The organism is Streptomyces sp. NPDC001732, from assembly GCF_053596315.1.
Genome location: NZ_JBSFFY010000074.1, coordinates 1 through 21,316, shown reverse-complemented (window position 1 = coordinate 21,316; position 21,316 = coordinate 1). Strand labels below are relative to the sequence as shown.

The 21,316-nt window shown below is 66.8% G+C and carries 25 protein-coding genes and 1 pseudogene; 13 read left to right on the top strand and 13 right to left on the bottom strand.

Features of this window, described 5'->3' with window-relative positions; translation table 11 throughout:
• The first annotated feature begins 68 nt into the window (after nucleotides 1-68).
• Complete coding sequence (locus tag ACWCXX_RS35720; protein ID WP_451134660.1) at nucleotides 69-314, top strand: hypothetical protein; 246 nt, start codon at nucleotides 69-71, stop codon at nucleotides 312-314.
• 253 nt (nucleotides 315-567) lie between these two features.
• On the opposite strand, the gene ACWCXX_RS35715 is transcribed toward ACWCXX_RS35720, so the two are convergent.
• The 5 genes from ACWCXX_RS35715 to ACWCXX_RS35695 form a co-directional block, all read right to left on the bottom strand.
• Nucleotides 568-1,539, bottom strand: a complete 972-nt coding sequence (locus ACWCXX_RS35715) for a hypothetical protein (RefSeq protein WP_451134658.1) — start codon at nucleotides 1,537-1,539, stop codon at nucleotides 568-570.
• A gap of 372 nt (nucleotides 1,540-1,911) precedes the next feature.
• On the bottom strand, nucleotides 1,912-2,538 hold the full coding sequence (locus tag ACWCXX_RS35710) for a hypothetical protein (RefSeq protein WP_451134656.1): 627 nt from the start codon (nucleotides 2,536-2,538) through the stop codon (nucleotides 1,912-1,914).
• 23 nt (nucleotides 2,539-2,561) lie between these two features.
• On the bottom strand, nucleotides 2,562-3,494 hold the full coding sequence (locus tag ACWCXX_RS35705) for a helix-turn-helix domain-containing protein (RefSeq protein WP_451134654.1): 933 nt from the start codon (nucleotides 3,492-3,494) through the stop codon (nucleotides 2,562-2,564).
• A 121-nt stretch (nucleotides 3,495-3,615) separates the two neighbouring features.
• Nucleotides 3,616-3,777, bottom strand: a complete 162-nt coding sequence (locus ACWCXX_RS35700; RefSeq protein ID WP_451134652.1) for a hypothetical protein — start codon at nucleotides 3,775-3,777, stop codon at nucleotides 3,616-3,618.
• Between the two features lie 665 nt (nucleotides 3,778-4,442).
• The gene (locus tag ACWCXX_RS35695; protein WP_451134650.1) at nucleotides 4,443-4,673 is read right to left on the bottom strand and encodes a hypothetical protein; all 231 of its coding nucleotides are present in this window, start codon (nucleotides 4,671-4,673) and stop codon (nucleotides 4,443-4,445) included.
• Between the two features lie 237 nt (nucleotides 4,674-4,910).
• Here ACWCXX_RS35695 and ACWCXX_RS35690 point away from each other — a divergent pair, with 237 nt between their 5' ends.
• Both ACWCXX_RS35690 and ACWCXX_RS35685 read left to right on the top strand, forming a co-directional pair.
• Nucleotides 4,911-5,657, top strand: a complete 747-nt coding sequence (locus ACWCXX_RS35690) for a hypothetical protein (RefSeq protein WP_451134648.1) — start codon at nucleotides 4,911-4,913, stop codon at nucleotides 5,655-5,657.
• A 140-nt stretch (nucleotides 5,658-5,797) separates the two neighbouring features.
• Entirely contained in the window at nucleotides 5,798-6,064 is a 267-nt protein-coding gene (locus ACWCXX_RS35685) for a hypothetical protein (RefSeq protein ID WP_451134677.1), read from the top strand.
• Here ACWCXX_RS35685 and ACWCXX_RS35680 read toward each other — a convergent pair.
• A pseudogene (locus tag ACWCXX_RS35680) lies at nucleotides 6,017-6,184 on the bottom strand (helix-turn-helix domain-containing protein); the annotation flags it as partial. The gene ACWCXX_RS35685 and the pseudogene ACWCXX_RS35680 overlap by 48 nt on opposite strands.
• Nucleotides 6,181-7,953 carry a 2-isopropylmalate synthase gene (locus ACWCXX_RS35675; protein ID WP_451134646.1) on the bottom strand — a complete coding sequence of 591 codons (1,773 nt, stop codon included), beginning with the start codon at nucleotides 7,951-7,953 and terminating at the stop codon, nucleotides 6,181-6,183. The pseudogene ACWCXX_RS35680 and the gene ACWCXX_RS35675, both read right to left, overlap by 4 nt.
• Before the next feature lie 189 nt (nucleotides 7,954-8,142).
• Between ACWCXX_RS35675 and ACWCXX_RS35670 the strand changes: the two genes are divergently transcribed.
• Entirely contained in the window at nucleotides 8,143-8,811 is a 669-nt protein-coding gene (locus ACWCXX_RS35670) for a FadR/GntR family transcriptional regulator (protein ID WP_451134644.1), read from the top strand.
• A gap of 61 nt (nucleotides 8,812-8,872) precedes the next feature.
• On the opposite strand, the gene ACWCXX_RS35665 is transcribed toward ACWCXX_RS35670, so the two are convergent.
• The 3 genes from ACWCXX_RS35665 to ACWCXX_RS35655 form a co-directional block, all read right to left on the bottom strand.
• Nucleotides 8,873-9,754 (bottom strand): IS3 family transposase, encoded by an 882-nt coding sequence (locus ACWCXX_RS35665; protein WP_451134675.1) that lies wholly within the window; start codon nucleotides 9,752-9,754, stop codon nucleotides 8,873-8,875.
• 2 nt (nucleotides 9,755-9,756) lie between these two features.
• Complete coding sequence (locus ACWCXX_RS35660; RefSeq protein ID WP_451134642.1) at nucleotides 9,757-10,056, bottom strand: transposase; 300 nt, start codon at nucleotides 10,054-10,056, stop codon at nucleotides 9,757-9,759.
• A gap of 192 nt (nucleotides 10,057-10,248) precedes the next feature.
• Complete coding sequence (locus ACWCXX_RS35655; protein ID WP_451134640.1) at nucleotides 10,249-11,337, bottom strand: hypothetical protein; 1,089 nt, start codon at nucleotides 11,335-11,337, stop codon at nucleotides 10,249-10,251.
• Here ACWCXX_RS35655 and ACWCXX_RS35650 point away from each other — a divergent pair.
• From ACWCXX_RS35650 to ACWCXX_RS35640, 3 genes are all read left to right on the top strand, one after another.
• Nucleotides 11,336-11,500 carry a hypothetical protein gene (locus ACWCXX_RS35650; RefSeq protein WP_451134638.1) on the top strand — a complete coding sequence of 55 codons (165 nt, stop codon included), beginning with the start codon at nucleotides 11,336-11,338 and terminating at the stop codon, nucleotides 11,498-11,500. The genes ACWCXX_RS35655 and ACWCXX_RS35650 overlap by 2 nt on opposite strands.
• 174 nt (nucleotides 11,501-11,674) lie before the next feature.
• Nucleotides 11,675-11,950: a DUF7691 family protein gene (locus ACWCXX_RS35645; protein ID WP_451134636.1), complete on the top strand. Its 276-nt coding sequence runs from the start codon at nucleotides 11,675-11,677 to the stop codon at nucleotides 11,948-11,950.
• Between the two features lie 359 nt (nucleotides 11,951-12,309).
• Nucleotides 12,310-12,981 (top strand): hypothetical protein, encoded by a 672-nt coding sequence (locus tag ACWCXX_RS35640; RefSeq protein ID WP_451134634.1) that lies wholly within the window; start codon nucleotides 12,310-12,312, stop codon nucleotides 12,979-12,981.
• A gap of 33 nt (nucleotides 12,982-13,014) precedes the next feature.
• Here ACWCXX_RS35640 and ACWCXX_RS35635 read toward each other — a convergent pair whose 3' ends face one another.
• The 3 genes from ACWCXX_RS35635 to ACWCXX_RS35625 all read right to left on the bottom strand — a co-directional run bounded on the left by ACWCXX_RS35635 (nucleotide 13,015) and on the right by ACWCXX_RS35625 (nucleotide 15,078).
• Complete coding sequence (locus ACWCXX_RS35635; RefSeq protein ID WP_451134632.1) at nucleotides 13,015-13,476, bottom strand: DUF7691 family protein; 462 nt, start codon at nucleotides 13,474-13,476, stop codon at nucleotides 13,015-13,017.
• A 77-nt stretch (nucleotides 13,477-13,553) separates the two neighbouring features.
• Nucleotides 13,554-14,306: a hypothetical protein gene (locus ACWCXX_RS35630; RefSeq protein WP_451134630.1), complete on the bottom strand. Its 753-nt coding sequence runs from the start codon at nucleotides 14,304-14,306 to the stop codon at nucleotides 13,554-13,556.
• Between the two features lie 358 nt (nucleotides 14,307-14,664).
• Nucleotides 14,665-15,078: a hypothetical protein gene (locus ACWCXX_RS35625; RefSeq protein WP_451134628.1), complete on the bottom strand. Its 414-nt coding sequence runs from the start codon at nucleotides 15,076-15,078 to the stop codon at nucleotides 14,665-14,667.
• A 304-nt stretch (nucleotides 15,079-15,382) separates the two neighbouring features.
• Here ACWCXX_RS35625 and ACWCXX_RS35620 point away from each other — a divergent pair, with 304 nt between their 5' ends.
• The 6 genes from ACWCXX_RS35620 to ACWCXX_RS35595 all read left to right on the top strand — a co-directional run bounded on the left by ACWCXX_RS35620 (nucleotide 15,383) and on the right by ACWCXX_RS35595 (nucleotide 21,115).
• Entirely contained in the window at nucleotides 15,383-16,534 is a 1,152-nt protein-coding gene (locus ACWCXX_RS35620; protein WP_451134626.1) for a ParA family protein, read from the top strand.
• The gene (locus ACWCXX_RS35615; RefSeq protein WP_451134624.1) at nucleotides 16,531-17,862 is read left to right on the top strand and encodes a ParB/RepB/Spo0J family partition protein; all 1,332 of its coding nucleotides are present in this window, start codon (nucleotides 16,531-16,533) and stop codon (nucleotides 17,860-17,862) included. The genes ACWCXX_RS35620 and ACWCXX_RS35615 overlap by 4 nt, the downstream gene beginning before the upstream one ends.
• 325 nt (nucleotides 17,863-18,187) lie before the next feature.
• Entirely contained in the window at nucleotides 18,188-19,381 is a 1,194-nt protein-coding gene (locus ACWCXX_RS35610) for an IS30 family transposase (protein ID WP_451134673.1), read from the top strand.
• A 12-nt stretch (nucleotides 19,382-19,393) separates the two neighbouring features.
• A complete protein-coding gene (locus tag ACWCXX_RS35605; protein WP_451134622.1) occupies nucleotides 19,394-19,891 on the top strand; it encodes a hypothetical protein in 498 nt (165 codons plus the stop codon).
• Between the two features lie 504 nt (nucleotides 19,892-20,395).
• Nucleotides 20,396-20,758, top strand: coding sequence for a hypothetical protein (locus ACWCXX_RS35600; RefSeq protein ID WP_451134620.1), 363 nt, complete (start codon nucleotides 20,396-20,398; stop codon nucleotides 20,756-20,758).
• A 66-nt stretch (nucleotides 20,759-20,824) separates the two neighbouring features.
• Nucleotides 20,825-21,115: a transposase gene (locus tag ACWCXX_RS35595; RefSeq protein WP_451134618.1), complete on the top strand. Its 291-nt coding sequence runs from the start codon at nucleotides 20,825-20,827 to the stop codon at nucleotides 21,113-21,115.
• Nucleotides 21,116-21,316: the final 201 nt, after the last annotated feature.

Sequence of the window (21,316 nt, the reverse complement as noted above, 5' to 3'; positions counted from 1 at the left end):
CCGCTCTACGGGGCCTGGCTTTCCGATCAGGGGTCTCCCGCGCCCTCCAGCACCTCGGCTTCGCACAGATGGTGTGGAAGGAAGGCAACGGCATCTACCGCCTCAGCCCCCTCATCGCTGGCTTCCGGACCCCCGCCGACCAGTTGACAGCGATCGATGCGATGGACGACGATGACCGGTTCGACCACCCTGACTTCCAAAAGCGCTACGAACGTCGGCTCGCGCAGTACGACAAGAAGCGCCAGGAGAAGGCAGCCCGCCGCCGGCGCCCGGTCGAACCTCCCATCGACCTGGCCTCTCGCCGGAAACGCTGACCCTCGCATCCGAGCGCCTCGCGGCCGAAAAGGCAACAGCCCTCGGATAAGAGCTGGGTCCCGGGAAGAGGCCGCCCATGGCGATGCCCTGCCGGTCATCTGGCGGGGCATCGTCGTACCCTCGGCCGAGGTTCTGCCGGGCCACCGCGAAGAACGTCATAGTGGCGATCCGCGAACCTGCTGGCCCCGCGCCCGCTCCGACTCCCGTTTCAGCCAGGCCGGGACCGTCGGGCCCTCGTACCCGCGCTCGGAATCAGAGTGAAGAGCGGAGGGTTGGCGCCTCAAGGCCTCTGCGGTAGCTGCGGTGTACGTGGTAGTACGCCGCCAGGGATACAAGCGTCCCGCCCAGCGGGATGCCCCACTGGGCGGCTGGTGCAAGGAGCCCGGCGGCTGCGAGCGAGTTGGTCACTCCGCTGAGAAGCAGGATGAACAACGGAAGGGCGAGCCGCATCCACATCAGGGTGCCCATTCGCGGTCTCTGCAGTCGTAGGTGGGTGATCAGGTCTCCACCAGCTTCGTCCCTGGCATCGCGCCGGAGGAGTTCGTCCAGGAGTTGCTTATCGCTCCGGTTGTAGGTGACGTGTTTCAAGTCTTCTACCGCAGCCACATACTTCCTGGGCAGCGCATTCTCCTTTTCCAGGAGCGCTGCGCGGAGTGCAGCAATGAGCTCATCCCTCTCGGGTCCGGGCAGCAGGGAAGTGCGGCCCAGTACCCTCTGACTCAGGGTCTCTTCCAACTCTGAAACGTATTGCGTCAATGTAAGCACCGTTGGAGCTGTGGCGCAGTTTTCCTCGTAACGGCGCCACTCGCCCCGACGGTCCTCGATGCAGCGCTGAAGGGCATCGATATGCCCAGGAAAATCTTCACCGTCGTGAACAACGCGGTCGAATTCCTCTTCAGCCTCCCGAACAGCACGCTCGAAGTAAGCAGGACCTTGTTCGATTATCGGCGGGACGAGCGCTTCTTCCAGGGGCTCAAGGAGCGCCGAGACCGCCGTACAAATCTGGCGGACCGCAAGTTTTACCTCGAACGCTAGCCAAATGAGAGCGAATCCGACGTACAGACTGGCGTGCCAAAGGACCTCAACACCCCAAAGTATTCCGGCTGCAACGAGCGCCGCCCCTGTCAGTGCAGCAGCGACGGGAAATGCAACGGAAATCCTCCGGAGCCGCTTGCCCCATTTCCCTCTGTAGTCCGCAATGGGAGCACCTGTGCTGTCAATCACGCCCTGGCACCCCCCATCATGGATTCGTATCGCCTCAATACTGCCCGGTCCCCACAACATACTCATCAATGAGGACAAGCCTCTGCCGCTCGATCGTAGTGCAGGTCTGAACGGACCGTTTGATCACAACGTCCCCAGTGGCGGCATGGCCGTGCGAGGAACTGACCAGGAAGTTGGCCAACGTGGTCTGCGAGGTCAAGCGGAGCAGAGGGCCTTGAGGCCAGGCGCGAGACGGCGCTTCAGGGGGCTGGATCCGGGGGCTGCCACCGCGGTGCCGGGCATGAGCTTCGTCGTGCCGAGGCCGGTACCCAGAGCGAGCAGATGACGTTGCGGATTGCGGACGGGAGCACGCCCACGACCGGCACACACTCTTCACCTGCCGCTGGTCTCGGCGTCGCTTGAATTGTCGAAGTCGTAATGCCCGGAGAACGCAACCGCTTCCGGATACAGCGGGACGACCTCGCCCGGAGCAACATGGCGACGCACGACCGTCTTTGTGCGGTCGTAGACAATCGTCATCGGCACCCCGCCGAAGTGCGCAGGTGGGGGGTGGGGGCATCGTCGTGTTTCTGTCGGTGGTGTGGGTCTTGAGGTGGTCGTGCGGGGTCTGGGGCGGGTTGTTGCGGTGCGGGCCGTGCGGCGGGCGGTGGCCAGGAGCGCGGTGACGGTTGCGGGTTCGGTGCCGGTGACAGTGGCGATCTGGTCGATGCTCAGCCGGAGTTGGTCGTGGAGCAGGAAGGCGTCTTCGGCGGCGGTGAAAGTGCGGCCGGTGCGGCGGGCGACGGTGCGGGTGTGGGTGTTCCAGGCCCAGGCGGAGGGGCGTCGCTCGGCGACGATGGTGGTCCAGTTGCCGGCGACGAGGTCGAAGAGGTGGGTGACGGCTATCTGGGCCTCTTCCGGGGAGAGGCGGGCTGCGGCATAGGCGTGGTAGGCGGGGCGGTGCAGGTCGTAGAAGGCGTAGAAGGCGTGGGTGAGCACGGTGAGCGGGGAGGTTTTCATCGTCCTTTTCCTGCTGGTCGTGGTCAGCCGAACGCTTCGGCGGAGATGGTGTGGGATCGGGTGCTGGAGTGGGCCTGGCGCCACAAGGGGTGGGTGATGTCGGGCAGGCTCTGGAGTGCGGTGGTGAGCTGGGCGATGACCGGCCAGGCGGGGACGCCGGGGCCGTCGAAGGCCTGGCGCAGTTCGGCTTGGGTGATGGTGTGCTGGAGGGAGGTGAGGATTCTCTTGTCGTTCGGGGATCCGGCGGCGTACTGGAGGGCGCGCAGGTAGGTGCGCAGGTAGCGGGCGGGGTCGGGGTCGGCGGGGCGTACGCGGGCGGCTGCTTCCCAGAGGGGTTTCATCAGGTCGGTGTTGCCGTCGCAGGTGTCGGTGATGATCTTTAAGTGCTGCCAGGAGACGTCGCGTTCGCCGGAGAGCAGGCGTGAGACGTAGGAGGGGTCGACGTTCATGTGGTCGGCGAGGACGCGCTGGGAGATGCCGGAGCGGGCCCGCATGCGGGTGAGGGCGCAGGCCAGGCGTTGGCGGGGCTGGCGCAGCAGGTCCTTGGTGGTGGGGAGTTCGTCGGGCGGGCGGGTGGTGGGGGCGGCGCGCCGGGGCCTGCGGCGGGAGGCGTGGTTCTGGTCGATGGCCTGGAGGTCGTACTTCTTGCGCAGGCGGTCCTCGGTGCGGTCGAGCAGGAGGGCGAGCTCGCTGAGAGGTTCGCCCTGGGAGCGCTGGCGTACGACGAGGACGCCGATGGCCTCCTGCACGAGGTTGTCGAATTCGATGACGGTCTGGAGCAGGTCGGCGGTGGAGGCGGAGGTGTCGTAGGTGCCGTGTGCGAGGGCGTCGGCGAGCACGGTGAAGTCCTCGGCGATGTCGCGGATGTATTCGGTGCAGCGGCCGGCCCGGCCGGCGTCGACGGCCGGGCCGGAGCGGGAGGCCCGTCGGGGGCCGGGGTGCGAACGGGTGGACATGGGTGACCTCTTTCGGGGTGCCGGGGCGGGTATCTGTACCCGCCCGCCCGGTTGGCGCGGTGCTGTTCCTGGGCTGTGGCCGTGCGGCGGGGCGAGGGGCCCCGCCGCACGGCCTGCCGGGTCAGCGGCAGCGGGTCCGGCGGTAGACCAGCGACGATCCGTGAGACGCCGTCAGGAACAGCGCCAGGAGAGGCAGCAGCCGGGAGACGAAAGAGCCCTGGAGGGCGAGAAGGGGCAGGGCGAGCACGAGGACGGGCAGACTTCCTCGCACCGTGACAGCCATGACATCCCGCTGAAGTGTTTGAACTGCGTGCGGGCCAGGGATGATACGTTCGCGGCTCAGTTTCCGTGCAATCGCGGATGCATGTGCAGGGAGACGAGTTCGGCGTCGGTGAAGAGACACGGGGATTTCCTTCCTCCTGTTTCTCGGAGCGGGCGTTGAAGAGCGACAAGAGACCCCGGCGAGGCGACCAACCAGTGGCCGGGGTCTTTGCCTGCCCGGTGAAGACCGGGAGTCGGACAGTACTACCTTCCGCACCCGCCCCGTGCCAGAAAGTAGCGCTGTGGGTATGGGTGCCCATCACGCACCCCACGGGCAATCAGCAACCCAGCCTCACAAAAAGATTCACCAATTAAACAAAACCGGCCACAACGCCCCGGCAACAGGTGCGAATACCCCGAATCGACCACCCAGGAGTGCACCCGCGCGAAAGTACCGCCACCCCGCGCCCCGGTCGCGCCACCCGTACCGGAAACCTCGAAGATCCACAACGTTGTCAACGAATCCTCCACCCCGCCGACCCCCGTTAACTCGAACGGGTGAATGATTCATACGCCCCGGCACCACCCCGCAGAACCCGACCCACGCCCCGGTACGAGAAGGACGGGCAGGAGACCCCGGCCGCGAGAAGCTCGTACGGGCCGAACCGCTGCGACTCGGCGCAGCAGTCAGTCCGCCCACCCGATGTCACGCACTTCCAGCCCGTCGCGGTAGGCCACGCACGAGATCCAGCACCGGGCCCCGAACGCATCGAGGACCTCCTCGCCGCCGGGAGCCGGCCAGCGGCCGGGATGCCCCGCCACGTCGACGAGCAGATCTTGCACCTCGGCCCGCGCCTCGGCAGAAGGCAGACCGGCCATGACCTCCTCGGCCAGCCACTCCAGCCGCACATCCCCCATCCCGCGCCCCCTTTGTCGATCAGCCAGGGCGGCCACGCTACGGCGGCTGGCCGACTCCTGCCACGGCCTGTGGACAACCCGGCCCTGCGCCATCCGGTTTTCCCTGGGCCGCGTTCCGCCGTCAGGCCCGGCGAGGGCCACGGGGCCCTTGGCCAGGGCGAATTGACGGCCCTCCACGCGCCTCGCTATTCCTGTTGCTGACCATGCGGCCGTGAGCCGCGGGAGGGAGGGGGACAGGTGACGGCAATCTGGTGGGTGGTCGTGCTGGTGGGCCTGGGCGTGGGCTGGATGGTCTCCAGACTCGTCCGGTACCCGGGCGGGTGGGCGTACGCGTTCCACGAAGAGCACGAGGAGGAGCGTCAGGCTCTGGCCGATGCCCGCAGCGCCGTACGGAAGTTGCGGGAGACGGCCCGTCGCGAGACGGCGCAGGCGCAGACCGCCGTGAAGCGGGCCGAGTGGGCCCACCGGCGCCAGGTCCGCCGGGTGCAATCCGAGCTGGAGCAGCTGCGCAGCCCGGACCGTGGTGCTCTCGTCGAGCAGCTGGGCGGGATCGCCTTGCACGAACACGCCGTTCTCGTCGGCGGCGATGAGCTGGAGCTAGCGGGCATGGAGGTCCGGTTCGACCTCGCGAAGTCCTCGCACGTCTCGTACGTGTACCTGACGCAGCCGGACGGGCGGCAGCACATGGAGCGCTACGAGGATGAGGAGTTTCCCGAGGACACGGTGCGCCGGTTCAGCGTGCAGGTTCAGAACGCGGCCGCGGCGGCACGGCGCCTGAGTGAGAAGCGTGCCGAGGACATCCGCGTGCTCGAAGAGAAGCTGCGTGAGGTGCGGGAGGCGACCGGGGCGGTGGAGGCGGCGCAGGAGCGGCTGGAGGAGACGCGCGCCCGGCATGATTCCAACCCCAAGCTCCCGCGGGCACGGGCCGCTCTCGATGATGCCCGGAAGGAGTGGCAGGACCTGACCGGGCGGCGTCCGCTCTGACGGTCCGTCCGCCCAGGCGCCGTACGGACTCGGCAGCGCTGGCGGGCTTGGTTGCGGCGAGGCCGGGCGGGGAGGGGCTGGGGCCCACACGACCGTCAGCTTCAGATGCTGGCGGGTACTGCCGTGGCTACGATCTGTTTATGGTCGATCACCAGACGGTTTTTCGGTCCCTGGACGGTACCGCATTGTCCGGCACGGTCTGCTCGGCGGAGACGCCGGTCGGGGTGGCGGTGCTGGTTCACGGGTCGGGGGTGACCCGGGAGGAGGGCGGCTTCTTCACGCGCCTGGCCGCCGGCCTCGCCGCCGCAGGGGTGACCAGTCTGCGGTTCGACCTGCGGGCGCACGGGGTGAGCGGCGGGCACGAGGCGGAGCTCGCCGAACTGTTTGTAGCGGTTCACCCACTTTGACGCGGTTGCACGGGAGATGCCCATCTCCGCGGCCGCGTGGGCGATCGGGCGGGTGCGGCAGCGCTCGACGAGCCTGATGCGCCCCTCTGGAGTGAGGGGCGCATTCCGGTGGCTACTCACCGCGTGAGTGCGCCCGTCACGACCGTTGCCGCGTTCATGACGGCGATGAGGGAGGCGGTGAGCACAGACCGATGCTTTCCCGCAATCCATCCACTGCCCTGCCCGTCGCGGTACTCGATCAGGGTGATCGCTTCACTGTCATTGCCGGCTCCGGTGCTGGTCTGGTGGAGGCTCAGAACGTCGACTGCGAACCCGATCTGCGCGAGCGCTACGGTGAGCGCTTCGACGGGACCGATGCCGTCGTGGCGGCTGGTGTCCTCGATGCCGCCTGCGCGGAGCGTGATCGTGGTGTTCTGGCCGGTCGCGTCGAAGCCGACGAGTTCGACTGGGGTCTCGACCGGGGTGGTGAGATAGGTGGTCTGGAAGATGTCCCAGAGTTGTTTGGTGGTGACTTCGATTCCGCTCTCGTCGGTGTGCTGTTGGACGTGGCGGGCGAAGTCGATCTGGAGGCGGCGGGGCAGCTCGATGCCGTACTCGGCTTCCAGCAGGTAGGCGATGCCGCCCTTGCCGGATTGGGAGTTCACGCGGATGACGGCGTCGTAGCTGCGTCCGATGTCGGCCGGGTCGATCGGCAGATACGGCACCCGCCACTCGGCCTCCCGCTCAGATCGGCCTTCGGTAGCCGCGCGGGCGCTGTGTTCGGCGAAGCCCTTCTTGATCGCGTCCTGGTGCGTGCCGGAGAAGGCGGTGTGCACGAGGTCCCCGACGTAGGGGTGGCGGGGGTGGATCTCGATGCGGTTGCAGTACTCGACGGTGCGGCGGATCTCGTCGATGTCCGAGAAGTCGATCATCGGGTCGATGCCCTGGGCGTGCAGGTTCAGTGCGAGGGTGGCGAGGTCGACGTTCCCGGTGCGTTCCCCGTTGCCGAAGATGCAGCCCTCGACGCGCTGCGCGCCGGCGAGGACGGCCAGTTCGGCGCAGGCCACACCGGTGCCGCGGTCGTTGTGGGGGTGCACGGAGAGGATCACGGCGTTGCGACGGGCGAGGTTCTTGTGCATGTACTCGATCTGGTCGGCGTACACGTTCGGCGTCGCGATCTCCACGGTCGCGGGGAGGTTCAGGATCACCGGCCGATCCGGGGTGGCGTCCCACAGTGAGGTCATCGCATCGCAGATTTCAAGGACGTAATCGGGTTCGGTGAGGTTGAACACCTCAGGTGAGAACTCGAACCGTACGTTCGGCCGATGCCCGGCGAACTCGAGCACGTCGCGGCCTCCGGCAAGGATCAGTTCCTTGAGTGCGTCTCGATCGTGGCCGAGGACGACGTCGCGCCACGTCGGTGCGGTGGCGGTGTACATGTGGATCACGATGGGGTTGCGGATACCGCGGATGGACTCCACGGTGCGCTGGATCAGGTCGCGCCGCGCCGGGGTGAAGACCACGATCGTGACGTTCTCGGGCGCGATGTCGGTCTCGGCGATCAGGCGGACGAAGTCGTAGTCCGTCTGCGAGGCCGACGGGTAGCCGACCTCGATCTCCGTGTAGCCCATCGCGACCATCAACTCGAAGAAGCGCCGCTTCCGCACCGGGTCCATCGGCTCAGCCAGGGCTTGGTTGCCGTCACGCAGATCTACCGGAACCCACAACGGGGCGTGAGTCAGCTGGTTGCCTGGCCAATCCCGGGAGGTGAGCGGCACCGGGACGCGGAAGTACACGTCCCGGTAGCGATGCGAGGGCATCTGCGAGTGCCGCTGATGGTTCCAAGCCGGAGCGTCGGCCGGGATCGGGCCTGCGGGGGTGGAGAGAGTTGGGAAGGTGCTGCTGGTCATGGTCTGGTTCCTGTCCGAATCGTTCAGATGTGATCGACCGGCGCGCGTTTCGGCTCCACGTCGGGGAGCCGGTCTGGCTAAGCCCCGCCGTGGCAGCGAAGAAGAAGGAACCAAGAGGTGAGCACGGATCGAACTTAACACAACTCCTCAGACAAGTAGAGAAGTGTGGGTCGATGGGAGAATGACCGCATGACGACCGTGCGCCGTGAATCCCTCGCCGAGCAGGCCGCCAAGATCCTCCTCGCCCGCATCCGGGACGGGGAATGGGTGATCGGCGGGAAGCTGCCCGGCGAGACGACGCTTGCCCCGCAACTCGGCGTCGGGCGATCCACCGCCCGGGAGGCGATCCGCATCCTCGCCGGCCGCGGCATCCTTGCCACCCGCCAGGGGGCCGGCGTCTTCGTCATCGCTGCCGATATCCCCGAGAATTGGGACGAGATCCTTCAGCGTGCCGACATCGCCGCGGTCATCGAGGCGCGCACCGCGATCGAGACCGAAGCTGCCACGCTCGCCTCCGAGCGCCACACATCAGCCGAGCTGACGGACTTGCGACGGGCCTTGGATACGCGAGCTCTCCATCACGCTGACCTTGATGAACATGTCGAGACCGACATGGCCTTCCACCGCGGCATCCTCATCGCAGCGCACAGCCCGGTCCTGCTGGAGCTCTTCGACAGCTTCGCGCCCCGTAGCCGTCAGGCCATGACCGACATGCTTCGTCTCCGCGGACACCACGGAGACGAAGCCGACCAAGGCACCCACGAGCGCATCTATGAGGCGATCGCCTCACGTGACGCTGAAGCGGCCGCCCGGTTCACCCGTGCGCACCTTCACGCGCTCAAAGAACTGCTCAGCTGAAGCCGTCAACAACCTCATGGCCAGCAACTGAAGTTTCCCCGTGATCTTGGACACTCGTTCGTTATGCCGCGAGGGCGTGTTGATGCCGCTGCCTGGTCTCGGCTGGTGTGAGGTAGCCGAAGATCTTGTGCTTGCGCAGGCGGCGGCGGTTGTAGAAGGTCTCGATGAAGGTGAAGACCTTGGCGCGGGCGGTGGCCCGGTCGGGCCAGGTCCGGGTTCCGATCTCTTCCTTGAGTAGGGCCCAGAAACTTTCTGCCGCGGCGTTGTCGAAACACGATCCGGTGCGTCCGCAGCTTTGTCGCAGCCCAAACTCTCTTATTCGGTCCCGGAATTGCGCCGATGTGTACTCACTGCCGCGATCGCTGTGGATCACGCATCCGGGCTCCAGACCGCCTCGGCCGTAGGCCATGTCGAGGGCGTCGGCGACGAGCTCGGCGCGATGGTGCTCAGCCATGGCGTAACCGACGATCTCGCGGGTGGCCAGGTCCAGCCAGCAGGCGAGGTAGAGCCAGCCCTCGGCCGTCGGGAGACAGGTGATGTCGCCGACCAGCTTGGTGCCGGGACGCGCGGCGTGGAAGTCGCGGCCGATCAGGTCCGGGGCCGGCTTCGCCTTCTTGTCCGGCCGGGTCGGCGTGCGGTGCTTGCGGCGGGTGACGCCGCGGATGTCGCGCTCGCGCATGATGCGGGCGATGCGCTTACGGTTCACCCGCCGCCCCAGACGCCGCAGCTCAGCGTGGATGCGCGGGACGCCGTAGGTGCGACGGGAGGCGATGTGGAGCACGGTGATCTCGTGGGCGAGCGCGTCGTCGGCCGCCCGGCGCTCTCGGCGGGCGGCCTCGCCCTTGCGCCAGGCGTAGTAGGAGGAGCGGGTCACGTGCAGTACCCGGCACAGCAGCACGACCGGGTAGTTCGCCTTCTCCGCGTGGATCAACCGGTACAACATGGTCACCGGTCGCTCTCCTTCACGAAGAAGGCCGTCGCTTTTTTCAGGATCTCGATCGTCTGCTGCTGTTCGCGGTTCTCTCTGCGCAGCCGGCGCAGTTCCTCACGCTCCGCGCCGGTCAGCTCGCCCGGGGCACCCTCGCCCTGGTCGGCCTTGGCCCGGCGGTACCAGCCGCGCAGGGACTCGGAGCTGATGCCGAGTTCCCGGGCGACGGCGGTGACCGTCTTGCCCGAGGAGTCGACGAGCGCGATCGCGTCCCGCTTGAACTCCTCGGTGTACCGCTTCGTGTACTTGCTTCCCACCTGGTGCTACTTCCTCTGGAACCTCAGGTCCCAGTCTCCAGGTGTCCACGATCAAGGGGAAGCTTCAAACAGACAAGCAGGCCCGGGGGTTCTTGGCCTCCTGACGCGCTGCGCCAAGGCTCCCTCCAGCGCGGCCAAGACGTCTGGTCGGTACTTGGGCCGCGGTCGTCCCGCCATGTCAGGCCGACAACCTCAACGGCGATCAGCCACGTAGACCTTCTCGCCCAGCATGAGAGGCGCGTCGGCTGGGCCCTTGATGTAGGGGCCGCGCCAAATGAGGCGGTGCTCCTGCGCTGACGGGTACCACTGACGCACCTTGTGCATGCGCACGGGCCATCGATGGTGATACGTCCGCACCTGCTTCTCCTGTCCCGTCTCCGCGATGCGCTGAGCTGGGACCTGTTGGGCCAGGCGCACCACCCTGATAGCGGGATCGTGTGGGTGTCCCGTTGTTCGTGGGCTGGCAGGCGCGCTGGTCGTGGAGGTGGTGGTGATGCCTTGGGCGACGAGGCGCCAGAACGCGAACATATAGCGGCAAGCGAAGTCGCCGTCTCGGTCTTCTACGCGGCCGCCGGCCCACTCGCCGATGTCGGCAACCGGCTCGGCGCGCCAGGCGGATGCTTGTGTGAGCGCGGCCTGGAGCTCTTTGTGCTTTTCCGTCAGTAGTTCTGTGGTGGCCTCGCTCGCTGTGGTGATGGCGTGGTCGCCACGCATTCCGTACATGCCGTCGGGCACCAGTCGGGGCAGGGGGTGACCGGAGGCGCGGGCCTGGGCCACTGCGGCACGCCAGTCGTCGGGCTGGATCGGACCGTCACGGTCCATGAAGGTGCTGATGCGGACGCCTGCGTACTGAGCGGTGGGCAGCATCTGGTGCTGAGTCGTGAACTGCCACCCGTAGGCGAGGGTGTCGGACTGCGAGCCGGTGCGGTTCACGCAGACCACGGGTTCGGGCAGCACGAGCAGGCCGGTAGGTGTCACGACGTCCCGGTCCCGGGAGAGCGTGGTGATGTCGCCGGGCTCCAACGTGGCGGCCGCTGCCATCACGGCGGCATGGGCGGAGGGAGAGATGACCATCAACTCGGCTGACCGCAGGAGACGCACGTCCTGCGCCAACTGCCACTCAGCAGCCGCATTCGGCCCGGAAGGCCAGGGCGGCCGCATGCCGAGCTTGCCTAGAACCATCGCGCAAGCCATCTCCCGCTCGGAGCCCTCGGGCGCGTCGCTGTTGAGCAGCACCCGGTACATGTCGCCGAGCACATTGTTGACGTTGGAGCTGATCATGGCACGCACCCACGGGTTGCTCGGCAGGAACCGCAGCGTCTCCGCTCGGATCCTCGCCGCCTTCACCGCAGCCCTGGCCGCCGTCCATTCACTGTCCCGGTCCCGGTCGCGTTCCCTCTTCCCCCGGCTCGCCCGCCCCACAGCCGCCCCCTCAGTCGATTGACAGGACTCGGCCCCAGGCGGCATGCACCGGGGCGCTCCCCCATCCCTGCAACACGACAGGGGTCGTCAAACCCGGTCCTCGGCATAAAGCATCGTTCACGCCACAAGAGCGCGGCGCCCTTGGTACGCGCTGCGGCGCGGTGACTACCCTTCACTGACGCGGGGCCCGCGCGGGTTGGCGGCGTACCAGTGGGGGGCCCGCCTTCAAAATCAGGTTCCGCATCCCCCGTCCCTGGAGGGTTCACCGGAGATCGGCTGCTGGCCGCTGGCGAAGGTCGGCCCCGCAGTGGATGCCTACCGGACGGTGCTGGACCGGGTCGACGACGAGCTGCGGTACGACCTGGAGGAGCTGATCAAGGCCCTCGACAGCTGGTACTCGGAATGGGCCGAGGGCCAGGGCACCTGGTGGTGGGCCGAAGACGGATCGATCTTCTTCTCCATCACCGGCTGAACCGGACCTTGGCGGCTTTTCCTCGCCAGCCGTGCGGGCTGGCAAGGCGGGAGCCGATCAGCCGATGACGCACGCAGCCATGCAGCAGCCACCTTCCGTCATAACCGAAAGTGCATGTTCCTCGCCCTTTCTTGACCGAGCCCGAGGCCGCCACACGCGCCAGGCCGGAGAGTGGCCGGCTCACGCCCGGGCAGGCCATGTCCAGGCGGCGCCGTGACGGGACGCGTCGACGGCCAAGGGGTGTTGGCGCCCAGCCCAGCGATTGCTCTCTCCGCCTTCACCGCCCCGCGCCCACCGCGCGACCGTGTCTCCCGGAAACACGGTCGCGCCAGGCCATGCCCCGTTGCTACAAGAGAGGCATGGGAATCTGGACCGACGCCTTCATCGCGCCCTCGAAACCGACTCTGCTGCGGCCGGAGGCGTTCGGCCGGCTTGCGGTCGAGCTGGCTCGTGAGCGTGTGGTCCGGACCCCGTGGACACTCATCGCAGGGAAGCTCTGCGTCAACGCGAGCCTCAACTGGGGCAGCGTCAGCGGGCAGGCCAAATGGAAGCGTCCCCCCGTCGGCACTGTGCTGCGGACCGAGGAATACCCGGGGGAGATACCGGATCCGGACGACGATCCCCCGCCCTGGGGCCCTTCACACGAGGAGGCCCGGCTGCTCGCCTCCGGCGAGAAGGTGCTCGACCTGCTGCCGGCGCTGCGGTCCGCCCCGTACGGCGACGAGGACATCGCCGTCGTCTTCGCCCACATGGACTTCGGCAACCGGGCGATCACCGACTACTTCAAGTACGAGGACAGACGCACGACTCTGGTCTGCTTCGCCCTGGCGAGCCCGCAGAACCGGCCGCTGTACACCAACGACTGCGGGGAACCCGGCGGGCCGGTGCTTCCGGTGCGGACCTGTGTGGTCCACACCTTCAAGCACGCGCTGGGCCGCCTCGGACTGGAGGACGGCCCCATACCAACGCTTGCCTCCGTCACCTCCCGCTACTTCGGGCCGGACCAGGTCAGCGGCAAGACCTGGGGCTGACCCCACCCTGCACCCTGCCCCGGGCCCACGGCATCACGTGAGGCTGAAGAAAAGGGTGTCCTGCGTATACCCGGCAACTCTGTGCTTCGCGTACCACCATTCCTCGTGCTCGAATTCGAGTTTCTCCATGAGCTCCTGGACGACGCCCCAGAAGTCCGGATCCATACGGGCCAGGACGTCACCGTAGGCGTCCGCGGCAGGTTTGACCCTGTCCAGCGGCAGGTGGCCAACGGCCGGGTACCTGTCCGCCGGGCACGGTATGCCGGGAAAGCCGTGCGGCAGCCCATCGAAGAGGTATCCGCCGGGCAGCAGGTCGCCCGGCAGATCCGACAGGGCACCCTTCAGCGCCGCACGGTCCGCCAGAGACCTGTCCCATCCCGCGTAGGGGTGAGTCAGGTGTGGATACGACAGGGTGGGAAAGAGCGGCCCCGCTCCCCCACTGCCACAAGACCGCTGACTGTATGGGGCAAGGCCGCCTCGAGTAGCTTGCCCCACGTTTCGCCTCCCCGGGATCCCAGCGCGACGGGTAGGCCCTTCTGCTCGGTCTGGGGCCGACCCGGGGTGTGGCTGGCTCACCTGGCCTGTTTGTACGTGGTGGGCTCAGTCAGCGACTTCGTGGAGCGCGGGTCCGCTTCTCTCATGAGCGGGATCAGTGCAAGGACACGCTCGTGGAGGGGAGCCGGCAAGTGGTCGAAGGCTTGGCTGTCGTCAGGGTAGTTACCGAAGTGTGCGTGCAGAGCTGCTTCCAGGGCTTCATGCCGTTCCGGCTTGCTCCACCCCGCTCGGTCGGCGATGTCGCTGCCCACCGAGTGCCAGACCACTGATTCTTCGGGTGCGGGCTGGCCGGTCAGCCCGGCCAGGTGTTCTTCCACCTGCGGGGTGAAATACGTCTCCACTTGATGGTTCTCATTGGCCTGGAGGTAGCGGCGCAGGAAGTACTGCTCGACTCCCTCATCTCGCAGGTACGCGCTGATTGTGCCGATCAGCAGATGCAGATGCTCGAGAGCATCGGTGAGTTTGTACAGCGTCATGGCCTGCCATTCCGCGAAGTCGTCGCGCCAGCGCCCCTCATCCATCGCGAAGTAGAGGTACTTGGCGATTCGGTGGGAGTGGTAGCGCACCAGCTCGGTCAGTACTTCGGGGACAGGTTTGTCGTGGAAGTAGTCGGGCCCTCTGCCAACAGGGGGATTGTCCGCTTCGGTACGGTCATCGAGCTTGCGGGGCCGGTCCAGCCGGACCGCCTTCAGTGCGGTGGCGTAGGACTCGCCGGTTTCGGCTTGGCGCCGTCGGGCGGCGTTGGCTCGTGCCTGGTTATGAGACTGCATGGTTCGTCTTCCGCGCCGGCCCCGTGACCCAGCGCTGGCAGCCAGTGATGACATGGATGAGCCGGGAGCGATCACGCGGGGCGTGTTTCAGCTGTTGATGCACATCACCGCTCACGGGGCGGATCTTGCTGAGCTGAGGCCGTCACAGACGACTCTGCTGGAGACAACGACTGTCGGGCGACTCGGTCACTGCTGAGAGGAGCCTTGCCTGGTTCGGGGCAGGTACTCGTCACGGCACTATCCGGCTCGTGCCTTCTGCGACAGCAGGCTGACCTGTCTCGGTGGATCTGAGCCACTTCGGCTCTCTGACCAGCCGTGGCTCAGATCGAGCGAGACGTAGCCACTGAGGTCGTCTCGCTCAACCTGAGTGGCCGGGAGCTAAGTTGGCCTTCGAGTTGCCACTGCCGGGGGCCGCCGCTGCCTCGATGGTGTGCACGATCACGCGGAGTTGATGGATGAACCACGGCTTGGCGGTGGTGCGGAGGGAACTCTCGTTGGGGAGCCGCCGGATGAATTCTGCGTGGAAGGCCCGGAAGTCCTCGTCAGCGCCGGAGAACGCCAGGCTGCGCCAGTGCGGAGCTGCGTAGAACACCATGGCTTTAACGATCTCGGGATAGATCGCCGCGTAGCGCTTGGGGTCCCACGGCCGGACGGTGCGGGCAGGGCGGGGCTGGAGCCGGGCGAGCCGCTGTGTGAGGTCGCTGATCCGGTAGCCGTGCTGCAGGAGGGTGGTCCAGAAGCGGGAGGTCTGTTCGTAGCAGACGTTAACCACGGCGGGGCCGTAGCGGCGAAGGAGCCGGTAGTGGCGCTTCTGGGCGGCGACAATCTCCGGTAGGTCGCACCCCCGCCCGGCACTGACCACGTACAACGACCATAGGGGGCCCGGCACCGCCGTGGCTCAGAAAGAGCGAGACGGATCGGTAGATGGCCCAGGTCGACCGGGATGCAAGGCCAGATGACTCAGATCGACCGAGACTGGCCCGTCTTCAGCGAGACAGGTCAGCGACAGCAGGCGTTACGGCTGCGACACGGCCCCCCTGATTCATTTACAGCCAAGACGCTACTAAGGTAGCGCCATGACTGCTCCGTACAGCCCCGAAGATCGGGAAAAGGTAGTTGCCAAGCTACCGACCGACCTGCGCCGCGAACTCAAAGTGCGTGCCGCGGAATTGAGCGAAGACATCCAGGACGCCGTCACGGCTGGGGTGACCTCCTGGATCAAGCTGAAGGACCATCCGCCGGTCGATACCAGCGGCGGCTCCTCGTTCTCGACCTACCTGCCGACCGGGCTGTACGAGAAGCTGAAGGCCGCCAGCAAGGCGCGCAAGATCTCCTACAACCAGGGGGTGGCCCAGTCGATCCGGCACTGGCTGGACTCGACCCCGTCCCCACGCCCCACTCCCCCGCGCACCACCGGGGCCCGTCGGATCGTCTTCGGTAACCAGAAGGGCGGCGTGGGCAAGACATCGGTGTCCGCCGGCGTTGCCCAGGCCTTGGCCGAGATGGGCAGGAAGACACTCCTGATCGACTTCGACCCGCAAGGCCACCTGACACGGCAGCTTGGCTACGAGATGCTGGAGATCGAGTCGGCCAGTCTCGCCAAGCACATGCTCGGAGAGGCCGAGGGCGACCTGAAGGCTCTGTTCGTCCCCATAAAGGGTGGCGACTTCGAGGACCGGCTGTGGCTGCTGCCCTCCTGCAAGGATGCGTTTCTGCTGGATGCCAAGCTGGCCACCACACGGGCCGTGCGCATCAAGGAGACAGCTCTGGAGCGCGTCCTGGCCGACGTGGAGCAGGACTTCGACTTCATCGTCGTCGACTGCCCCCCGAGCCTGGGGTACACCATGGACACCGCCCTGTACTACGGGCGTACCCGCGAAGGTGAAGAGTCTGACCAGTCCGGGATCATCATCCCGGTCCAGGCCGAGGACACCTCCGGCGACGCGTACGACATGCTCGCCGAACAGATGGACGATCTGTGCGAGGACCTGAAGGTGGAGATCGCCACCCTGGGCTTCGTCGTCAACCTCTACGACGCACGCAACGGGTACATCGCCACCTCGTCACTTCAGTCCTGGCAGAGCATGGAGGAACCGGTTCTCGGCATCGTTCCGGAACTCAAGGAGCAGCGTGAGGCGGTCCGCCGCAAGGAGCCGCTGCTCGCCTACGAGCCGGACTGCGAGCAGGCTCAGGTAATGCGCTCGATCGCAAAGAAGGTCAAGGGATGAGTATTGCTGACAAGGTAGGAGAGAGTTCCTCTTTCGGGCGGGCCCGCAAGCGCAGCGATCGCGGCCGGGCGAAGGCTCTGACCGAAGGGTCGATTCCGGCGTACGAGCTGGTCCGACTCTCCCTCGACCAGGTGGCGCCCACTCCCCTCAATCCGCGGCGCAACTTCGGTTCCCGCGAAGAGATGACGCGCTTCGGTGAGGAGTTGCGCGAGGTACAGCTCGCCGCGTGCGTGGCTGTCACTCGTGAGGCCTACCTGAAGTTGTGGCCCGAGCACCAGAACACGATCGACGCAGAAGCGCTCTACGTGCTCGTCAACGGCGAGCGCCGGTTCCGTAGTGCTGTTCATGTCGGCCTGGACAGGCTTGATTTCGTGGTCCGAGACGATCTGGCCGCGACCCGGGAAGACTTCGTCGATCACCTCCTGGCAGAGAACCTCGACCGCGAGGACTTCGACGTCATCGAGCGGGCCCGGGGCGTGGAACAGCTCGTCAGCGTCTGCGCGGAGGATGGCGGCGAGCGAGGTGCGCGGAGTCGGGCAGCCAAGCGGCTCGGCAAGGACCGGTCCTGGATCACCAACCAGCTGGCCCTGCTGACCCTGCCGGTGGAGATCCAGGTGATGCTCAGCGCCGGCGAGGTTTCAGAGCGGGACGGCCGCTCCTTGGCCCGACGCCTCAAAGAGGACCCGGACCAGGACTCCGCCCAGCTCCTCGCCCGCCTCACGAGCGCCAAGGAAGCCGCGGAAGAGCAGAAAGCGGAGGAACAGCGTCTGCTGGCTGCTGGCCGCGAGGCCCTGGCACAGGCTGGTTCTTCGGACTTGTTGTCCGCGGACAACAAACCTGCCTCCAGCCCTGAACCCTCTGCAGATGCGGCACCAGAATCCCCTGTCGCCACTACCGGCCCCCGAGACTTGTTGTCCGCGGACAACATTCCTTCCACCGATCACGAGCCCTCCGCCGGCACAACCGCAGAGGCGCCGCCTGCGACGGCCGGTGCGCCCGAGTTGTTGTCCGCGGACAACAACTCCTCCCGCTCTGCGACTGAGGGCGCGAGCAGTAAGACGCTGCACGACAGCTCGGCGGACCTCTCAGCACCTACGGCTCAGAGGAAGGACGCTTCAGACGGAGTCCCCGTTCCTCGCGGGGAGCGCTCCGGTGCCGACGCGCCGCAGCCGGTAGTCACGGGTGTCAGGTTCCCGTACGACAACGCCGTTCAGGCTGCCGAGTTCCTCAACGCCCGCATGAATGATTCACAGTTCCTGATCCTGGTGGACACGCTCAACAAGATGGTCGAGCAGCGCCACAGCTCGGTCCGATCCGCTGCGGAGTAGCACGCGGAAGCCCTCCCGGCCGCGCACCGTCCACAAACGCAAGAAGGCCCGACGCCCCATCGATGTTCTCCTTAGGTTCTAGCGGTCCTCGCAACACTCATGATCGATGGGAGTTGCGAGGACCGTGGGCGGTAAGAGGCTTGATCCGGCGTTGAAGAGGCGTTTTCTTGAACGGCTGGATGTCGTGGGGAGCGTGTCTCCCGTGGCGCGTGAGCTGGGGCTGAACCTGAATACGGCGTTCACGCTGGCCCGTCAGGCGGGCATGAACACCGGGCACCTGGGGCACCCGCGGCGCGAGGAGTACGACAAGCTGCGGGCCCGGGGATTGTCTCGCCGGGAGGCCGCCAAGCAGGTCAGGGTCAACGAGCGCACCGCCAAGGACTGGGATTCCGGGGTCAGGAAGAACCGCAACGCGCGGGTCTATCCCGACGGCCGGCGTGTGGATTACGCGGCGGGAACCGTCACGATGTCCGGTGTGATCACCACGGCATCGGTGAGGCCGGTGAGCCTCAAGGCGCTAGAGAAGAAGCTGCACCCGCGGTTTCTGACGCTTTCTGAGCGTGAGCGGATACGCGATCTACACGCGGCCGGGCAGTCACTGCGGGCCATTGGGCGGGCCCTGGGGCGACCCGCAAGCACGATCTCGCGCGAGCTGAAGGCCAACGCGGGGCTCACCGGCTACTTCCCCTACGCGGCGCAGAGAGCCTCCGCCGCGCGTCGGCCCCGGCCGAAGGAGCGCAAGCTACTACGCGAGAGCCCGCTGCGGAACTTCGTCCAGGACGGCTTGCGCAGACGATGGTCCCCGGAACAGATCTGTCACGCTCTGACCAAGAGCCATCCCGACGACCAGAACATGCGGGTGAGCGTGGAAACGATCTACCAGGCACTGTATTTCCAAGCCCGGGGCGGTCTGAAGCGGGAAGTCCAGGCAGCCATCCGCACCGGTCGCACGCGCCGCAAGCCGCGACGCGACCCGGCCCGCCGCACTCCACGGTTCACCGAGCCGATGGTCATGATCAGTAGTCGGCCAGCCGAAGTTGAGGACCGAGCAGTGCCCGGCCACTGGGAAGGGGACCTCATCGTCGGAGCCAACGGCCGCTCCGCCATCGCCACCCTGGTCGAGCGGACCACCCGCTACACCATGCTGGTCCACCTGCCCGCCAGCTCTCACGACGCCCTGGCCGTCCGTGACGGCCTGGTCCGCACCATCCAGACCCTCCCCCGTCATCTGCGTGGCTCGCTCACCTGGGACCAGGGGGCCGAGATGGCGCGGCACAGGCAGTTCACCATGGCCACCGGGATGCCGGTCTACTTCTGCAATCCGGCCTCGCCCTGGCAGCGCGGCTCGAACGAGAACACCAACGGCCTGTTGCGGCAGTACTTCCCCAAGGGCACCGACCTGAGCCTGCACAGCCCCGAGGATCTCGAACACGTCGCGCAGGAACTCAACGGCCGCCCACGCAAGACGCTCGACTGGGATACACCAGCCGAGCGTCTACGTGATCTACTCGCTGCCTGAGCCAGTGTTGCGATGATCGCTAGAACTCAAGCTCGGGGTGTCGGGCCTTCAGTGTCATGTCGGAGACCTCTACGTAAGTGGATCGCCAGCCAGCTGGCCCTGCTGACCCTGCCGGTGGAGATCCAGGTGATGCTCAGCACCGGCGAGGTTTCAGAGCGGGACGGCCGCTCCTTGGCCCGACGCCTCAAAGAGGACCCGGACCAGGACTCCGCCCAGCTCCTCGCCCACCTCACGAGCGCCAAGGAAGCCGCGGAACAGCAGAAAGCGGAGGAACAGCGTCTGCTGGCCGCTGGCCGCGAGGCCCTGGCACAGGCTGGTTCTTCGGACTTGTTGTCCGCGGACAACAAACCTGCCTCCAGCCCTGAACCCTCTGCAGATACGGCACCAGAATCCCTGTCTCGTCTCATCGAACCCAGTCGCCGGCGATCCGTCTCAACGAATCCAGTCGTCGCTGGTCGAAGGGCCGAGGGCTTGCGGCCTCCCCGGGGGCCGCCGTCTCAGCGAAGTTAGTCGTCGCAGGTCAGCGGATTGGAGACGACTAACTTCGCTGAGAACGGACAATCCCCCGTCGCCACTACCGGCCCCCGAGACTTGTTGTCCGCGGACAACATTCCTTCCACCGATCACGTGCCCTCTGCCGGCACAACCGCAGAGGCGCCGCCTGCGACGACCGGTTCGCCCGAGTCGTCGCGTTTAAGCAGGTGAATTCCCGCTCAGTCTCATCTGTGTCGCCAGATTCTCACTGCACCACCGTGGTCTTCCTGTGACGCCCGCCCTGAGCCCCTTCACGCGGGCTGCAGACCGAGCACGGTACGGGTTTCGCCTACGAGGCGCAGCGAGCCGAAGACGACGATCAGGCCGCCGGGTTGGGCGCATTCGGCGGCTCGGCGTAGTGCCGATGGGGTGTCTTCGGCTGTCAGGCATGGCGCCTGCACGGCCCGGGGCGAGCTGGCCGTGCAGGGTAGCGATGCCTGCGGCCTCGTGTGAGCCAGTGTGGGTGAGGACCAGAGGCCAGTGGGAGGGGAGTGGGGCAAGCATGCCGACGACGTCCTTGTCGTCCATCGCTGCGAAGACCAGCACGGGCGGGCTCGAGTGGCCGTCGGCGCGGGCATGGCACAGGATCTTCGGGGCGACGGTAGCGGCGCCTTGCGGGTTGGTGGCGCCTTCCAGGAGGACGCGGCCCGTCCAGTCGTCCAGCCGTGCGTGGGGGAGCAGTTCAAGGCGGCCGGGCCAGGACGTTGCCGCCAGTCGTGCGCGGAGTCGTTCGCCGTCGGGCTCGCGGATGTGCCCGCGTTCGGCCATCGCGTCCATCGCGGCGATGGCGACCGCGAGGTTGTGGTGATGGTGTGCACCGGACAGGGGGCAGGGCAGATCTGAAGCTTCCCCATGATCCTGGACACCTGGAGACTGGGGCCTGAGCGGTTCCAGAGGAAGTAGTACCAGGTGGGAAGCAAGTGCACGAAGCGGTACTCGGACGAGTACAAGCGGGACGCTATCGAGCTCGTGCGTTCGTCGGGGCGGACGGTGACCGAGGTCGCCCGTCAGCTCGACGTCAGCGCCGAGTCCCTGCGTGCCCGGGTCAAGAAGGCCAAGGCGGCCGAGGCCGCAAAGGCCGACAGGAGCGCCGCGTCGCTCAGCGACTGCCCGTCCCGCCATCGCCGCCACACTTCACGCTTCTGCTCGTCCGACAACCCCGGACGCCCGATCCTCGCCCCCCAGCAACACCTCCAGTAACCGTTCTACCTGGGATGTTGCACCGACCCATTGACCTCACCACAGCCTTCTTCGCGAAGGAGAGCGATCGGTGAGCGTGATATGCCGGTTCATCCATGCGGAGAAAGCGAACTTCACGGTCGTTCTGCTGTGCCGGGTGATGAGGAGGGCCCGCTCCACTACTACGCCTGGGTCGCCGGGCTCGGGGCCCGTCAGGCCCGG

Bases quoted from the DNA above. Each gene is read 5' to 3' on its own strand.
- ACWCXX_RS35720 (WP_451134660.1), top strand. From the start codon at position 69: ATGGTGTGGAAGGAAGGCAACGGCATCTACCGCCTCAGCCCCCTCATC.
- ACWCXX_RS35710 (WP_451134656.1), bottom strand. From the start codon at position 2,538: ATGAAAACCTCCCCGCTCACCGTGCTCACCCACGCCTTCTACGCCTTC.
- ACWCXX_RS35705 (WP_451134654.1), bottom strand. From the start codon at position 3,494: ATGTCCACCCGTTCGCACCCCGGCCCCCGACGGGCCTCCCGCTCCGGC.
- ACWCXX_RS35700 (WP_451134652.1), bottom strand. From the start codon at position 3,777: ATGGCTGTCACGGTGCGAGGAAGTCTGCCCGTCCTCGTGCTCGCCCTG.
- ACWCXX_RS35695 (WP_451134650.1), bottom strand. From the start codon at position 4,673: ATGGGGGATGTGCGGCTGGAGTGGCTGGCCGAGGAGGTCATGGCCGGT.
- ACWCXX_RS35685 (WP_451134677.1), top strand. From the start codon at position 5,798: ATGGTCGATCACCAGACGGTTTTTCGGTCCCTGGACGGTACCGCATTG.
- ACWCXX_RS35675 (WP_451134646.1), bottom strand. From the start codon at position 7,953: ATGACCAGCAGCACCTTCCCAACTCTCTCCACCCCCGCAGGCCCGATC.
- ACWCXX_RS35670 (WP_451134644.1), top strand. From the start codon at position 8,143: ATGACGACCGTGCGCCGTGAATCCCTCGCCGAGCAGGCCGCCAAGATC.
- ACWCXX_RS35665 (WP_451134675.1), bottom strand. From the start codon at position 9,754: ATGTTGTACCGGTTGATCCACGCGGAGAAGGCGAACTACCCGGTCGTG.
- ACWCXX_RS35650 (WP_451134638.1), top strand. From the start codon at position 11,336: ATGGCACGCACCCACGGGTTGCTCGGCAGGAACCGCAGCGTCTCCGCT.
- ACWCXX_RS35655 (WP_451134640.1), bottom strand. From the start codon at position 11,337: ATGATCAGCTCCAACGTCAACAATGTGCTCGGCGACATGTACCGGGTG.
- ACWCXX_RS35640 (WP_451134634.1), top strand. From the start codon at position 12,310: ATGGGAATCTGGACCGACGCCTTCATCGCGCCCTCGAAACCGACTCTG.
- ACWCXX_RS35630 (WP_451134630.1), bottom strand. From the start codon at position 14,306: ATGCAGTCTCATAACCAGGCACGAGCCAACGCCGCCCGACGGCGCCAA.
- ACWCXX_RS35620 (WP_451134626.1), top strand. From the start codon at position 15,383: ATGACTGCTCCGTACAGCCCCGAAGATCGGGAAAAGGTAGTTGCCAAG.
- ACWCXX_RS35615 (WP_451134624.1), top strand. From the start codon at position 16,531: ATGAGTATTGCTGACAAGGTAGGAGAGAGTTCCTCTTTCGGGCGGGCC.
- ACWCXX_RS35605 (WP_451134622.1), top strand. From the start codon at position 19,394: ATGATCGCTAGAACTCAAGCTCGGGGTGTCGGGCCTTCAGTGTCATGT.